The sequence below is a fragment of the Gardnerella sp. Marseille-Q9185 genome (assembly GCF_046508745.1).
GTDB classification, from domain to species: Bacteria; Actinomycetota; Actinomycetes; order Actinomycetales; family Bifidobacteriaceae; genus Bifidobacterium; species Bifidobacterium greenwoodii.
This window is the reverse complement of sequence record NZ_JBKFWK010000005.1, coordinates 73,672-89,154: the sequence shown is the minus strand read 5'-3', so window position 1 is coordinate 89,154 and position 15,483 is coordinate 73,672. Positions and strand designations below refer to the sequence as shown.

Below are 15,483 nucleotides of genomic sequence, written 5' to 3'. Positions count from 1 at the left end.
GTCACGCATTACTCACCCGTTCGCCACTCTCACCAGTCAGCAAGCTGACTAGATCCCGTTCGACTTGCATGTGTTAAGCACGCCGCCAGCGTTCATCCTGAGCCAGAATCGAACCCTCCACGAAAAACTTCAATGAAGAGCCAACATAAGGCTCCAATATAAAAGAAAAAGACGAGACATTCTTTAAGGAAAGAACATCCCAACAAAAAACCTCACCACCATTTAACCATCTCTCAGGCACCCTGCAACCTGCAAGGCTGATAATGAACTGGCAATAATTAACTAATAAGTAGTACAGACACGCTCTTGAGTTCTCAAACCACCACCACACCAGTCGGCTCAATCAACCCCGAAGGAGAAGAACCAGCCGCGCTGAGCAGCAAGAGATAAACTTACACCAAACCACACTCAAAAGCAAATCCACCCCACGAATCAGCCACAAAAACGTTGGAAATACTAGCATCCCCCGGAGTGTCGAAAAACTAGAAAAAGTAACTAAAAATACGTTCGTTAAAGAAATTCGCCAAAGCAGCAATATTCGGCTCACCATACTGATCAACCAACTGCAACCAGCGGCAAGCATTTTCTTCCCCAAATCGCGCAGCTTTGCGACGATACTCTTCAACAGTCAAAAAACGAGGCGGAATAGACTTGCTATTGTATTTATCCGCAACCATAACAATTTCTTGTTCAACAGTTTGCGGCTTATAGTCGTCCGCAGGAAGCGGCAGGTTTTGCATGGCAACCTGCTCGCGAGTCAATCCAACTCCAGTATGATTGCGCGCAAACTGGGCAGCTTCCTCGCTAAAACCACATTTAAGCAAATAGTTGTAGCCACGCAATCCGTGCAAAATATAATTCGGGCCGTCAAAACTCAATTCGCCATCAAAATTTGCGGATCCATCTTTCTTCAGCACAAAATACGTGCCAATATCGTGCAACATTCCACCAATAAAAGCAGCGTACTCATCAATAGGTTGCTTTGGCGCGCGCCCACCTTTAATAGGCGGAAGATCAGAATAATTATTCCCAATAAGTTTTTTAATACAAGATTGCGCGAGTTTAGAACGCTCCAAAATAGAAGGCGAACACTTTGCTTTAGACTCAAGCAACATATTGCAATGATGCGCAATTTGCCAAGAGATTGTGGCGATTACCACACAATGACCGTGAATAAGGTTGTACGCAGATTCAGAAGGCGCAGTAGTGCGATGCAATTGCTCTACCTGGCTAAAATCAGGCAAATCGGCAATTTTTACTGCATCGCACTGTAGCGTTTCTTCTGAATTGTTACGCATTTTATTCACGATTCTGTATTCACAATCATGTATTTACAATTCTTTATTCAAGATTCTTTATTCAAGATTCTTTATTTTCCGCACGCTCTGCATCTTTTACAGCCTGCACAACGGCATGAGTTACGTTAGCAGCGTCAAGATTAGTTTTATCACCACTAAAATTCGCGTTAGATGCCTTTGCCTGAGCTTTAAGCGGCACAGGACTAATGTTTCCAGTGTTCGCAAGTTTTTCATCTGCAAACAGAACATTAGCTGCAGCAATATCACGAGCGTTCATAACTGCAGTCTGCTCCGCATCCGTAGGACGAATATCAGACTCAGCCTGCGTGGCAGTTTCCACAGCCGAAGCACCTTGCAACGATTGCACTGCGCGCTGCGAACAATCTTCACGACTCAAGCGCGGAGGTCTGCGCGTAGAAACAAACAGCGGCTGCACTTCGACCACAGGATTATAAGGCGCCAAGCCGAACCACTTAACTGGAGTTCCAGCAATATGGCGAATCGCATACTTCATTTTTAGCGACAATGCGCCACGCACAGAAATATTAGACTCCGGCATTAAAGCCTTATGCAGCAGAACGTAACGGATTGGACCAATATCTGGATCCGCATCAACCTTTGGATACACAGATTTTTGACGAGGAAGTTCGCCAGTATGCGACAAATCGTGCATAATTTGGTGCAAATATGCAGGTATAGATGGCGAAACTTTAAAACCTAATTTTATTTTTACACGGAACAAATAATCCGTACCAAAATTTTCAACGCAATACTCGCGCGTAAACGGAGCGTCGTCAGTTTCCACAGATACAGCCCACCAAGCTCTAGCTCGCTTAGGATGGTCAGCAAAAATGGAGAAGAAAATTCCAGTATCAAGTCGCTTCATTTCGCGATCAGAAGTCAAGTAAACAATATTGTCGGCAAAATACGGAATTCTAAAATCACCATGCAATTTATCGAGCACAGGCAGGAAGTCTTTAGGCTTCATATGCAATCGCTGCGAACGCTCAATCTTGGTACCGTCTTTCCAAGTAACCATGATTGTCAAAATCGAAGCTCCAAGAAGCATAGTGAACCAGCCACCGTGCATAAACTTTGCCATGGAGGCAATGAAGAACATGAGCTCAATCATTAGGAAGATTACAGCAAAACCAAGAGCCGCAAAACGCTTCTTTTGATACCACATATGCACCGTAAGCAAAATGGTTGTTGCGAGCATTGTAAGCGTTAATGCCAAGCCGTACGCGCCAGAAATATGTTCAGAATCGCGGAAAACAGCGAGCACTGTAATAGTCGCAACGCAAAGCACAACATTCACTACAGGAATATAAAGCTGTCCACGAGTGCGTGCAGGGTAACGAACTTGCAAATGCGGCATCCAATTAAGGCTAGTAGCTTCAGAAACCATAGTGTATGCGCCAGTAATCAAAGCCTGAGAAGCAATAATGCCAGCCGTTACAGAAAGAATAACTGCAATATATCGAACATTAGGTTCGAGCATTTGGAAGAATGGATTTAATCCTTCAACAGACCACAATGATTTATCGTTCTGATGTTGCAGCATCCACGCGCCCTGCCCAAAGTAATTAAGCAGCAGAGCAACTTTAATAAACGGCCACGTTGCGTATACGTTTCCTCGACCAACATGGCCCATATCTGAATACAACGCTTCCGCACCAGTAGTAGAAAGGAAGATTACGCCCATAACTGCCAGGCCCTGCACGTTGTGCGAGCTGAACAGGAATTCCACACCATAAATTGGGTTAAGAGCTTCAAAAATAGTCCAATCTTGGCCAATATTCATAACTCCAACTAGCGCAAGGAAAGCAAACCAAAGCATAACTACTATGCCAAATACTTTACCAATACGCTCAGTTCCGCGCTGCTGAACAGAAAACAGTATGACGATGATAACAACCGTAATCATCATCGACAAATTCTCGTTTTCTAAGAATATTGGTTTAAACGCTGCAATAGTGCGCAAACCTTCTACTGCGGAAGAAATAGAAACTGCAGGAGTTAGCACAGAATCTGCCAAAAATGCAGCTCCGCCAATCATTGCCGGTATTGCAAGCCACGCACCTTTTTTGCGCAAAAGTGAGTACAGTGCAAAAATGCCACCTTCGCCTTTGTTGTCGGTTCGCATTGCAACGAATACGTATTTGACGGTTGTAATCAACGTAATTGACCAGAATAAGAGCGAAAGCATGCCGAATACGGTTTCGCGATTAATATTTTGCAATCCGCCTTGACCGGCCAAAAAAGTTTGAGCAGTATACAAAGGCGATGTACCAATATCGCCATAAACAACACCAAGAGCCACAATAGCCATGCCCAAGGTAAAGCGGTCAGAGCTTGTTTGCAGCTTTGCCCACCATCTGCCTAAAGGACCTCTAACAGCGCTGGCAACAAGCTTTTCTGCTTCCTTAACTTCCTGAGCCTGCTGTTGCGCTATTACTTTTCGCTCTTCACGAGTTGTTGTTTTTTGAGACACCTTTGGTGCCTTTGTAAAAGACGCAGCTCGTAATATAGCATCCTTCGAACTCTTAGTAGTCTTCGGACTCTTCTCGGAATCTTTCGCGCCGTTGCGAGGATCCTTTGTGCCATCTTGTGACGGCACAGTAGTGCGTGACTTCGTCATGCTTAATTGTTCCTCCTAGGTAAGGCTCTTCTTGATGCCACAAGAAGATGCAGTCACCTTGCCCTTCACAGTTTTATTTCCGTACTTGGATATTGTATACAACAATAGCTATATAGTGCAAAAAATCTTTAGAAATCGTTGAAAAATAAGGATTATTAAGATTGGCTTTTTGCTTAAAATCCGTAAATTTTCTTCGTATTTTCTCTAGTTACTTTAGCCGCCTTCTCAAGCGAAATATCGAGTACATTAGCGAGCGCTTGCAAAGTATACGGAACCATATAAGGCGCGTTTGGCCGTCCTCTGTAAGGCATTGGCGTTAAATACGGCGCATCTGTTTCTACAGTTATGCGGCTTTCGCCAATAATCTTGGCAGACTTACGCAAATCTTCGTTTCCTTTGTAACTCAAAGTTCCGGAAAAACTTGCGTACCAGCCGTGTTCTTTTAGTATTTGGGCTAAATCTTCGCCGCCTGCGTAGCTATGAAACACTGTTCGTTCAGGCGCCCCGTCTTGTAATAAAACTTTTACTACGTCTTCGTGCGCGTCACGATCGTGAATTTGCAATGGAAGATTCAGCTCTTTTGAGAGCGCAATATGATCGCGAAAAGCTTCTCTTTGGGCAAGTCTCGCAGACTCTCCCGTACGAAAATAATCCAAACCGGTTTCGCCTATTGCAACAACTTCTTTTGGATTCGCAATTACAAGCGAACGCAAATGTTGCATAGCTTCGTCGAATGGAATATCGTGATACGGCTTATAAACTATTGGCAATCCGTCTGGGCCTTGCGCTCCCCTGTGTCCGTGCAAAACGGCTTCGTTTGGGTGTATTGCAATTGCTGCGCGAACGCAATCCGCGTGTGATTCAGCAAAGGAAATCGTTGGCTCCCAGTCTGGGTATTCGCAGCCTACTTCTAGCATGTTGGAAACTCCAGCGGATTTTGCTTGAGTAACTAAGTCGTCTGCAGTCGGCTCGTTAATGAGTTCGCGGCCTTTTTCTGCTAATTCTTGGTTAAGATTATGCGCAAAATCGACGACGCTAAGCATATGCGTGTGGTCGTCCGCAATTGTTACGCCGTTTTTTATTAGATTTTCCCATACTTTAGATTCTTCGGTTAATTCAGGCGCCCAATTATGCTCGCGATGATGTTTACTCATATTTTTAAGTCTACTCGCAAATAAAACAGTATTTTTGCCAGCGATTTTTCTGCCAGCTATTTTCTACAAATACTTTTCTACAAATACTTTGTATGCTTACAAAATTGTTTTGCGAATTGCGTCGTATTGAGATTTAACAAGACGATAGTAAGATCCTTTTTCTTCCATAAGTTCCTCATGCGTGCCGCGCTCAACAATTTCACCATGGTCTATTACGCAAATCAAATCAGCATTTTCAATAGTAGAAAGCCTGTGTGCGATTACAAAAGACGTACGATTTTTAAGCAACTGAGCCAATCCTGCTTGTAGAGCTTCTTCTGTACGCGTATCAATATTGCTGGTTGCTTCGTCGAGGATCAAAATGCGAGGGTCTGCCAAAAGTACGCGCGCAAAAGAAATAAGCTGCCTTTGGCCCGCCGAAAGCGTGGCCCCTCGCTCTTCAATTTCAGTGTCGTAACCTTTATCCATTTCACTAATAAACTCGTGCGCGTGAACAGCGCGAGCAGCAGACTCAATTTCTTCGTCAGTTGCGTCTAGTTTCCCGTATCGAATGTTTTCACGCACTGTTCCGCTAAAAATAAAGCTATCTTGTAGCATTACTCCCATTTGTTTTCTAAGCGACGCTAAGGTTACTGAGCGCACATCGTGGCCGTCTATAGTAATCGAACCTTCTGAAACGTCGTAGAATCTAGAAAGGAGACTTACGAGAGTAGTTTTTCCAGCACCAGTCGGACCTACTAGAGCAACGGTTTGCCCAGGCGAAACGTGCAAATCAACCAGGTTCAAAATTGGCCTTCCGTCTTCTTCGTAACGGAACACAACATCGTTTACATCAATTTTGCCGCTAATTTGCGGCAATTCTTGAGCCTCCGGCTTGTCTACAATATTTGGCTTAATTCTTAGAGTTTCAAAAATTCGCTCCAAATATACTGAGCATGTTACGAGCTGCGTGTAAAAATTACCAATATTTACTACTGGATCCCAGAAAGTAGTCGAGTACCAAACGAATGCTATAAGCGTACCCGTGCTCACATTCATTGCGCCAAGGTTTGTTATACCAACATAGTACAAAAGCGCTATTGCAGCGGTTTCAATAATTGAAGCTCCAGGCCAAAGAAGCATTTGTACTCTAACATTTCGCATCCATGCGCTTCTTACTTCTGCTTGCTGATTCTGAAAAGTTTCGTATGCTGCAGACTCTCTGGCAAAAGTTTGTGTTGTTTTTACACCTGCGATTGATTCGTGCAAATACGCGTTTAAATTACTTTGCTTGTTCGATAGTTTTTTAGACGCTTTTCGTTGCAGAATTTGCAAAACTCGCGTCCAAATTATAAATATTGGGAATAACGCCAAACTCCATAGCGCCATTCGCCAATCTATAACAAACATTGTTATTAATGTAATAATCAGCACAAAAACGTCTGAAAATACGTTAATAAGACCAGAAGAAAGAGTATCCGAAAGAGTATTAATGTAGTTTACTATGCGAATCAAAATCTTTCCGTGCGGGCGCGAATCAAAATAATCAAAAGATAGTGATTGTACGTGAGTAAAAATATCGCGTCGCATGTCTCTAATTATCATCTGTCCAATTCGCGTAATTGCAAGCGTTCTGTATGCTAAGCCTAGCTCGTACAGCACAATAAGCAGCATAAAAACCGCAATAATTTCATATAAGTACGTGTAGCTTTTCTGCGGCAATACCACGTCGATTAGCATTTTTGTAATCATTGGCATTGCTGTCATAATTATGCTTCCGCTTATAACCACCATAATTACGAGTAGGAGTTTAGTAGCGTACGGCTTCATGTATTTTTTAACGCGCATAAGCTCGTGCACGTTTACATGTTCTTCTTGTTCTTCGTCTTCGCGATAAGTGTTTCGTTGAGCCATTTCTACTCCCCCTTCGTTTCAAATCCTGCAGACTTGCCGCTTTGTAACCCAAGCTGCTTCCTATAAATTTCCCAATACCTTCCATGCTGAGCAACAAGATCTGCGTGAGTGCCGCGCTCTACTATTTTTCCGTGATCTAACACAACAATCATGTCTGCATCTTTAACAGATGAAATTCTGTGAGCAATAGTGATTACTGTGCGCGTGCCGTCGAGTTTCTTTAGCTCCTGCTGAATATGTTCTTCTGTTTCCATATCTACAGCTGAAGTTGTGTCATCCATAATTAGGATTGCAGGGTTGTTTGTTAAAGCGCGAGCTAAGCTTAAGCGTTGCTTTTGACCACCAGAAAGACCAACTCCGCGCTCTCCTACTACAGTTTCGTAACCTTCTGGCATGCTCATAATAAAATCGTCAGCCGCTGCGATTCTAGCCATTCTGCGAATTGTATCGTCTAATTCCTTGCAATTTTCTTTATCTTGAGGCAAACCGAAGCCAATATTTCCTGCAATCGTGTCCGAAAACAGGAAAGTTTCCTGAGCTACTATGCTAACTTCATTTCGCACAGTTTCCAGAGGCCATTCACGCACGTCTTTTCCGTCAATTAAAACGCGACCACGCGTCGGATCGTAGAATCTTGCAATAAGGCTTACAAGAGTTGATTTTCCAGACCCAGTTTCACCAAGAATACCAAGCTTACTTCCGGCAGGAACGCTTAAATCAATATTCTTTAAGATTGGAGAGTCTTGATCGTCTGGGAAAGCAAAATCAACATGTTCAAAAGTGATTTCGCCTTTTACTTTAACGCTTGCGTCCGCTTCTTTTAGAAGATTAATATGCGATTCTTGCGTAAGAAGCTTACGAATATTAACGCAGCCCGCATTAAAACGCTGCCAATCGTTAATAAGCCACCCTGTCATTCTAACTGGCATATGAAGCATCCAAAGGAAACTATTAAAAGTAACGAATGTACCTAAAGTCATACTTCCATTTAGAACAAGCCATCCGCCGAAACCAACTGTTATAAGCTCTAGCACAAAACCCATGCCGTCAAGCCACGGCATGTATTTTTGCGTGTTTTTTGCAAGCGTAATATTGCGATTAAAGTAGTCTTCGTTACATTCGTCGAATTTTTTGGTTTCATAATCCTCGCGCACAAAAGCTTTTACAACACGGTTACCTTCAATATTTTCTTCAACCATTGAATTCATGCGCGCAAAAGATTCGCGAATTGCAAGGAATTTCGGTCTAGCTTTTTTCCCCATAATTCTTGCAAGCATGAACAAAAATGGCGTAATTGCCATAAGAGCTAAAGCAAGCTGCCATTGGATTGAAAACATTATAACTAGCGCTAACACGAACATTACTACGCAATCTAGCGCCATATAAGAAACCCAGCTTAAAATATGGCGAATCGCATCAGTATCCGAAGTCATACGGCTCATAATGTCGCCCGTACGAGTGTGATTAAAGTATGTAAAATCAAGAGAATGAAGCTTCTCGTACTCGTCGCTCACAAGGCGGTACACGGCATTCTGTCCGAATCTTTCCATTTGAAGCTGGTAAATATATCTTGAGCCTACGCGAATAATCATCATTGCAACCATCAGCAAGCACACTCCTAAAAGCAGATTATGCTGTTTGCCAATAATGATTTTGTCTACAATAAATCCCGAAAGCAATGGCATTGTCATTGCCATTGTGTCGTTAATTGTAAAAAGTATAAGCGATACGCCTACTCTCCACATGTCTGGCTTGCAGTATTGCAATACCCAGCGCACGTTGTTCGCGTCTTTGCGTTTATTTGGGTTGACGTACATGCGCCGGATTCTCCTTTGTTTGATTTTGTTTTTTGAGACTTAATCTTAAATTTATAGTTTAATCGACAGCTCTTGTTTTGTGTTGAGCGAGTTTCGTAGCGAGCGCTTATTCCTCACGGCATAGCCGTTCGGCTGATTTGGCATGTGAAGCACACCGTGCTTCACAATTGAGCCAAATCACGCTTTGAAGGAGCTTGAAATCCTGTTGATTTCAAGCTCAGTCAAAGCGCACGCAAAAGCATGTGGCGTGCAGCCCAAAGACTACACGCCACATGCTATAAGTTAAGCAATCAGCTTAGTAAACTTGCGCGAATTATCGCTACAAATTTACTTACTTCTGCCAGCCCATATCCTCTGGGTAGGTGGTTGCATAACCAGCAGGGCCGTTGTTAGCAAAGCCCTTCTTGAACACCTGGTAGATAGGAGGAGCGGAAACTGGAAGAGTGCCGTACAAAGCAAGAGCTGCAGATTCTGCCTTGTTTGCATACTCAGTCTGTTCCTTGTAGTCGTAGGTCTTGCCGACCTTGTTGAGCATAGCATCAATCTTCTTGTTGCCAACGAGACCGAGGTTGGAATCGCTGTCAGACTTGTAAACCTGGCTTGCTGCAGACAAGAAGCTCAATGGAGATGGGGACTGCCATGCCAATGGAAGCACCTGGTACTTGTGAGAAGCAACAACCTCGGAGAACTTAGCAACAGCCTGGTTCACAGTCTTGCACTTAATTCCAGCCTTCTTCATCATGGCCTGGAATGCGTTAGCAAGAGCTGCCTGAGTAGAATCGTCGCCGAAGAAGGTGAAGGAAATCTCAAGAGTCTTGCCATTCTTGGCGTAGTAGCCATCCTTGCCCATCTTGTAGCCAGCAGCTTCAAGGGTCTTCTTAGCGTTTTCGGTGTTGTACTTGCCGTCAGCAGGAAGATTGTTCTTGTAGCCAGCCTGGAACATGGAGAGAAGCTCAGAACCTGGCTGCTCGCTCTTCCAGTTCATGCCCTGGAACTGAATCTTGTTGTAGGTAGCAACGTCGAATGCCTGAACAATAGCCTTACGAACTGCAAGCTCGTTAAGTGGCTTGGACTTGGCGTTGAAGTTAAGCACGCGAACCTTGGTGCTGTAGCCGTAACGGAGCTGAGCGCCCTTAACGCTACGAGCAGACTTGATTGCGTCCTTAGCAGAAATGCTATCGGTTACAGCATCGATTTCGCCGTTCTGGAAGGCGTTCAAAGCTGCGGTATCTTCCATACGCTTTACAACGACCTTATCGAGCTTTGCCTTCTTACCCCACCACTTTGGATTGCGGGTGAAAACAACCTGATTTTCGGTTGCGGATTCAATCTGGAATGGACCTGCACCCCACTCGTTGTGAGGATTGTTTACCCAACCCTGGTTGAAGGTCTTAACGTCACCGGCCTTTGGATGAACCAGTGGAGCAAAAAGCATTTCCCATGTTGCGCATGGCTTATCGTACTTAACGATTACTTGCTTCGGGCTGGAGCCTTGCTCAACAGACTGAATGCAGTCGTAACCTTCGGTGCTAGGCACGGAGTAATCCTTGTTCTTGCCGTTCAAAGCCTGCCAAGTTGCTTTGAATGCAGTGTAGTCAATATCAGTGCCATCGTTCCACTTGGCCTTTGGATTCAAGTTGTACTGAACAACGAGTGGCTTATCGCTAACCTTCTTAACGGAAGTGATGTAGTCAGGGTTGTACTTGATCTTCTCACCCTTGACGGTGTCGTAAGCCATAAGATTTGGCTGGTAGAAGCCCCACAAAGTAGCCATGTAACCAGAGTTACCATCGTTAGAAGCGTAATTCCAGTTTGGACCGAGAACAGGAAGAGCAACGGTGTAAGTGCCGCCGTCCTTAACGTTGTCACGTGACTGTGGATTGTCGTAACGCTTGTTGACATCTGGCATTGGAAGTGCGCCAGTGTAAGAAGTGTCAACACCAGCAGCTGGCTCTTCAGTCATACCTGCTTTACCAGCATTGTTAGTAGCACCGCCGCAAGCGCCGAGCAGCATTGCAACAGAAAGTGCAGCTGCGGCAAATACAGTCAGTTTACCTGCATTTGTATTTTTCATGATTCCTCTCATTCCCCGGATGATGTCCGTCTTCCGGTATGTTGTATGAGTATATACAACTCTATGACATTCGACAAATCGTTTTCACAAAATATTGATTTTTTTCTTTTTAAGTTTATGAAAATTAGGCAAAAAAGAATAATTTATTATCTATAATGTGCAAAACAGAAAATTTTTTAGTTTATTTTGGCTAAAAAACAAAATATATTACGTTTTTTAAATTTATGTTACACAATAAAAAATCGCGCATGTTGTAATAAACATGCGCGACTAAGTAATTTATTCAGTTTGATGAAGATTAACTAAAATCAACAAGTCATGAATTACCTAACGTTGTCAAAATTATCTTCTTCAGAAAGAATAATACGCTTACGGTTCTTCTCAATTGTAGGATCTGGAATTGGCACAGCGCTAATCAAAGCCTGAGTGTAAGGGTGCTTTGGATTATCAAAGACCTCATCCGTTTCGCCAGATTCAACAATTCGACCGTGATACATAACAGCAATTCGGCTAGAAATATGTCGAACAACAGCCATGTTATGAGCCACGAACAAGTAAGCAACGCCCAACTTGTCTTGCAAGTCTTCAAGCAAGTTAATAATTCCAGCCTGAATAGAAACATCCAAAGCCGAAACAGGCTCATCAAGAAGCAAAAGCTTAGGATTCACAGCCAAAGCGCGAGCAATAGCAATACGCTGACGCTGGCCGCCGGAGAACTGCGTTGGGAAGCGATCAACTTGATCAGGATTCAACTCAACCAATTGCATAAGCTCGGCAATACGCTGGCGAATTTCTTCCTTCGACTTCTTTTGCACAAGCAAAGGCTCAGCCAAAATATCGTAAACAAGCATACGAGGATCAAGCGAGCTCATTGGGTCCTGGAACACGTACTGAATCTTAGAACGAAGTTCGCGACGCTGCTCACGAGTCAACTTATCGTTCAACTCAGTACCAAAAACTGTAATAGAACCAGACTCAGGCTTCTTCAAGCCCATAATCTCCATCAAAGTCGTGGACTTACCAGAACCAGACTCGCCAACCAAGGCCACAGTTTCGCCTTCACGAACCTCAATACTCACACCATCAACCGCGCGAACTTCGCCAACCTTACGGCGCAAGAAGCCGCCGCTAGTAATTGGGAATGTTTTAACCAAGTTCTTAACATCCAAAACAACTTTTCGTTGCTCACGAGGAATGCCTTCAAACATTGGCTTAATTGGCTTTTCGGTTTCCGCATGAAGCAGCGAGCGAACAGTTTCGCTTTCCGCTTCAAGACCCATCATTGTGCTGTCGTCGCCGCTATTTTCTTCAGCCATAAGCATATCCATAGTCGGCTTAGAAATTGGAGTCAAACGACGAGTGCGCTTTTGATCAACGCGAGGAACAGCACCCAACAAGCCAATAGTGTACGGCTGAGTTGGGTGAGCAAAAATCTCCTCAACGCTATTATGCTCAACCAAATGGCCCGCGTACATAACAATAACTTCGTCTGCAACGCCAGCAATTACGCCCAAATCGTGAGTAATGAAAATCATTGCAGCGCCAGTTTCGCGCTGAGCTTTCTTCAAAACTTCCAAAACCTGAGCCTGAATAGTCACATCCAAAGCGGTAGTAGGCTCGTCTGCAATAATAATATCCGGATCGTTAGCAATTGCCATAGCAATCATCACGCGCTGGCGCATACCACCAGAAAACTCGTGAGGGAAAGCCTTCAAACGCTCAGCCGGCTTAGTAATACCAACCAAATCAAGCAATTCAATAGAACGCTCGCGAATCTGCTCTTCGCTCATTCCCGGGTTATGAATAACCAAAGCTTCCTTAAGCTGATCACCAATAGAGAAAACTGGAGTTAAAGCAGAAAGAGGATCCTGGAAAACCATGGCAATATTCTTGCCACGAATCTTACTCATCTCAAGATCAGTTTTAGTAAGAAGCTCCTCGCCCTTATACTTTACAGAGCCTTTAACGCTAGCGTTTTTATCCAGCAAGCCCATAACAGCCAAGGACGTAACCGACTTACCAGAACCAGATTCGCCAACGATACCAATAGTCTTTCCGCGGTACAAATCAAAATTCATTCCGCGCACAGCATGCACAGTACCAGCTTCAGAAGCGAAGCTAACTTGCAAGTCGCGTACTGAAAGCAACGGTTCGTTGTTTTGATCTTCCATCGTGGTTTCTTCCTTAATAGCGTTATTTGCAATATCAGTCATGTTTATCACTCCAAACGCTCGTTAGTCGGCCTTACCAACAGACCTAGAATATGGATCAATGGCATCACGCAAACCGTCACCAATAAGCTGCACGGAGAAGGTTAGCAAAACAAGCACTGCAGACGGCACCAAAAGCACCCACGGAGAAGTCTGCACAACGCTTTGGCCAGCATTAAGCAAAGTACCAAGAGAAGTATCCGGAGCCTTAATACCAAGACCCAAGAAGCTCAAAGCAGTTTCGCCGTTAATCGCACCAATAACACCAAGAACCGTGTTAATAATCAACACAGAACCCAAGTTTGGAACCAAGTGACGCACAATAATGCGGAATGAAGAAACGCCCTCGAACTTAGCTGCACGAACATACTCACGTTCGCGCAAGCTCAAAGTCAACGTACGAAGCGTACGAGCGTAACCAATCCAACCAAAAGCAGTTAAGCCAAATGCCAACCACAACCAATCGCTACCACCACTAGAAGCACTAATGATTAAAGCAATCAGCAGGAAGGAAGGAACAATCAGCAGCATGTCCAAAAGCCACATACCAACCTGCTCGAACCATCCTTCGAAGTAAGAAATAGCAGTACCAACCAAAGCAGCAATAACTGTAATGGTAATAGAGCTGACAATACCAATGGAAAGTGAACGGCCAAGTCCGCGCACAACCATTGCGTACATGTCTGAACCGCCTGGCGTAGTGCCAAGCCAATGCTCTGCAGAAGGAGGAGTTGCAAGAGAAGAAAAGTCTGGTTCGTCGTAGCTCCACTTTGAAATCTTTGAGCCAAACAAAGCAAAAAGAATCAAAATTACGAGCATAACCAAGCCCACAACTGCAGACGGGCGACGGAAGAATCGACGCGTATAAAGCGTCATCTTACCAGTGCGCTTAAAGTTGCCCCAGGCACCAGCAGTAGCTTTTTTATCTGCAGCAGACTCAAGAGGCGCTGAAGATACATCTTTTTTATTCATATCAAATTCACCTACACTGTTCTGCTAGTTCAAACGAATACGTGGGTCAAGCCAAGCAGAGAAGACATCTGCAAGAAGAGCACCAACTAATGTACATACAGCACCAAACGCTGCAATAGCAACAGAACCGTTAATATCGTTCTGCATAATGGTCTGAACGAAGTAGCTACCAAGGCCGTTAATAGCAAACACGGTTTCAGTAATCACAGCACCCGTAAACACGCCTGCAATAGAGAAGGCGACGTCAACAGCTGTTGGAATCAAAGAAGTACGCAAAGCGTGGCGGCGAATAGCCAAATTCAAAGGTAAGCCCTTAGCGCGAGCCGTACGAACGTAATCAGCATTCATAGTATCGAGAAGATACGTGCGCTGCGTTAAATGATACCCAACCATGCCAGGAATTGTCATAACAATCGTCGGCAAAATCAAATGCTGAAGGAAGTCAAGAAGGAACATGAACGGGTCAGAACCCTGGTAAGAGTGCAAACCAGTAACGTAGAAAAGTCGCACGCCTGTTGCGTGGTTAATGCTAATAGCAGCAAGCACAACCATCAAACCCAAAACTGCTGCAGGAACAACCAACAGGAAGGTTGCTGTGGAATTAAGAACTCGATCTTGCCACTTGTACTGACGGATAGCAGTGTAAACACCAACGCTAACACCTAAAACAATACCAAGAATTGTGGCACCAGTAACAAGCTGAACAGATGCGCCAATACGAGACATAATTGCCGGGCCAACTGGAGCCTGATCTGGGCTCAATCCCCAATCCCACTTAGTAAAAATGTTGTAAATCCAACGGCAATAACGAGTAAACACTGGAGTCTGGTCGTTAATATTTGCCAAATCCAAAGAACGGTTGATTGATGCAATAGGTGGATGCGGATGCCTAGACATATAGTTCGAACGCGGTCTCATAAAAGCACTCGCCAAGAAATACGTCATGGATACGGCAACAAACAACATCACCACATAATTCAGGCATCGCTTAACGATGTATCGTATCATTGTGACTCTTTTCTACGCCTAGCCATTGTTTACCTCCATTTGGCATGCTGCAAATCGTTAAATCTACATCATAACCGCTTTAGCGTTTCGCCTTCAAAAGGGCGCGCTTGAACTGACCCTCGTCAATCCGGGACACATAATTAGTATATTTTTAGCCAAGCTATGTACAAAGAGCTTAACAGAAAATATTTTTGCACAATGCTTTTTTAAGTATATAAAAGCAAAATTTAGAATATATAAGTTATATTATACAGATTACAACCTACACAAAAGCGCAGAATTTCAACGTTTCTTTGATATATAATTACGAAATAATATGTATTACAGAGTCAAAAAATTATTTTTATACATACAAAATACGCATTATCAACAAATATAATAAATTCAAAAATTAATTACAAAAACTGAATATTTAA

General features: G+C 43.8%; 9 protein-coding genes and 1 rRNA gene. All 10 read right to left on the bottom strand.

The window, feature by feature from the left end; genetic code table 11:
• A 16S ribosomal RNA gene (locus ACLD5M_RS05230) occupies positions 1 to 124 on the bottom strand; the annotation flags it as partial.
• Between the two features lie 358 nt (positions 125 to 482).
• The gene (locus ACLD5M_RS05225; protein ID WP_004134326.1) at positions 483 to 1,298 is read right to left on the bottom strand and encodes an HD domain-containing protein; all 816 of its coding nucleotides are present in this window, start codon (positions 1,296 to 1,298) and stop codon (positions 483 to 485) included.
• 61 nt (positions 1,299 to 1,359) lie between these two features.
• Positions 1,360 to 3,939 carry a KUP/HAK/KT family potassium transporter gene (locus tag ACLD5M_RS05220; protein WP_410314741.1) on the bottom strand — a complete coding sequence of 860 codons (2,580 nt, stop codon included), beginning with the start codon at positions 3,937 to 3,939 and terminating at the stop codon, positions 1,360 to 1,362.
• 173 nt (positions 3,940 to 4,112) lie between these two features.
• Positions 4,113 to 5,093 (bottom strand): TatD family hydrolase, encoded by a 981-nt coding sequence (locus ACLD5M_RS05215; protein ID WP_410314740.1) that lies wholly within the window; start codon positions 5,091 to 5,093, stop codon positions 4,113 to 4,115.
• A 96-nt stretch (positions 5,094 to 5,189) separates the two neighbouring features.
• A complete protein-coding gene (locus ACLD5M_RS05210; RefSeq protein WP_004137169.1) occupies positions 5,190 to 6,986 on the bottom strand; it encodes an ABC transporter ATP-binding protein in 1,797 nt (598 codons plus the stop codon).
• A gap of 2 nt (positions 6,987 to 6,988) precedes the next feature.
• Entirely contained in the window at positions 6,989 to 8,803 is a 1,815-nt protein-coding gene (locus ACLD5M_RS05205; RefSeq protein ID WP_410314739.1) for an ABC transporter ATP-binding protein, read from the bottom strand.
• Between the two features lie 331 nt (positions 8,804 to 9,134).
• On the bottom strand, positions 9,135 to 10,877 hold the full coding sequence (locus ACLD5M_RS05200; RefSeq protein WP_410314738.1) for an ABC transporter family substrate-binding protein: 1,743 nt from the start codon (positions 10,875 to 10,877) through the stop codon (positions 9,135 to 9,137).
• Positions 10,878 to 11,200: 323 nt separating this feature from the next.
• The gene (locus ACLD5M_RS05195) at positions 11,201 to 13,090 is read right to left on the bottom strand and encodes an ABC transporter ATP-binding protein (RefSeq protein ID WP_004137166.1); all 1,890 of its coding nucleotides are present in this window, start codon (positions 13,088 to 13,090) and stop codon (positions 11,201 to 11,203) included.
• Positions 13,091 to 13,111: 21 nt separating this feature from the next.
• Positions 13,112 to 14,059 (bottom strand): ABC transporter permease, encoded by a 948-nt coding sequence (locus tag ACLD5M_RS05190; protein WP_004137165.1) that lies wholly within the window; start codon positions 14,057 to 14,059, stop codon positions 13,112 to 13,114.
• A gap of 24 nt (positions 14,060 to 14,083) precedes the next feature.
• Positions 14,084 to 15,067 (bottom strand): ABC transporter permease, encoded by a 984-nt coding sequence (locus ACLD5M_RS05185; RefSeq protein ID WP_308583173.1) that lies wholly within the window; start codon positions 15,065 to 15,067, stop codon positions 14,084 to 14,086.
• Positions 15,068 to 15,483: the final 416 nt, after the last annotated feature.

What these genes read in the sequence shown, in the direction of transcription:
- ACLD5M_RS05225 (WP_004134326.1), bottom strand. Translation starts at nt 1,298, where the DNA reads ATGCGTAACAATTCAGAAGAAACGCTACAGTGCGATGCAGTAAAAATT.
- ACLD5M_RS05220 (WP_410314741.1), bottom strand. Translation starts at nt 3,939, where the DNA reads ATGACGAAGTCACGCACTACTGTGCCGTCACAAGATGGCACAAAGGAT.
- ACLD5M_RS05215 (WP_410314740.1), bottom strand. Translation starts at nt 5,093, where the DNA reads ATGAGTAAACATCATCGCGAGCATAATTGGGCGCCTGAATTAACCGAA.
- ACLD5M_RS05210 (WP_004137169.1), bottom strand. Translation starts at nt 6,986, where the DNA reads ATGGCTCAACGAAACACTTATCGCGAAGACGAAGAACAAGAAGAACAT.
- ACLD5M_RS05205 (WP_410314739.1), bottom strand. Translation starts at nt 8,803, where the DNA reads ATGTACGTCAACCCAAATAAACGCAAAGACGCGAACAACGTGCGCTGG.
- ACLD5M_RS05200 (WP_410314738.1), bottom strand. Translation starts at nt 10,877, where the DNA reads ATGAAAAATACAAATGCAGGTAAACTGACTGTATTTGCCGCAGCTGCA.
- ACLD5M_RS05195 (WP_004137166.1), bottom strand. Translation starts at nt 13,090, where the DNA reads ATGACTGATATTGCAAATAACGCTATTAAGGAAGAAACCACGATGGAA.
- ACLD5M_RS05190 (WP_004137165.1), bottom strand. Translation starts at nt 14,059, where the DNA reads ATGAATAAAAAAGATGTATCTTCAGCGCCTCTTGAGTCTGCTGCAGAT.
- ACLD5M_RS05185 (WP_308583173.1), bottom strand. Translation starts at nt 15,067, where the DNA reads ATGATACGATACATCGTTAAGCGATGCCTGAATTATGTGGTGATGTTG.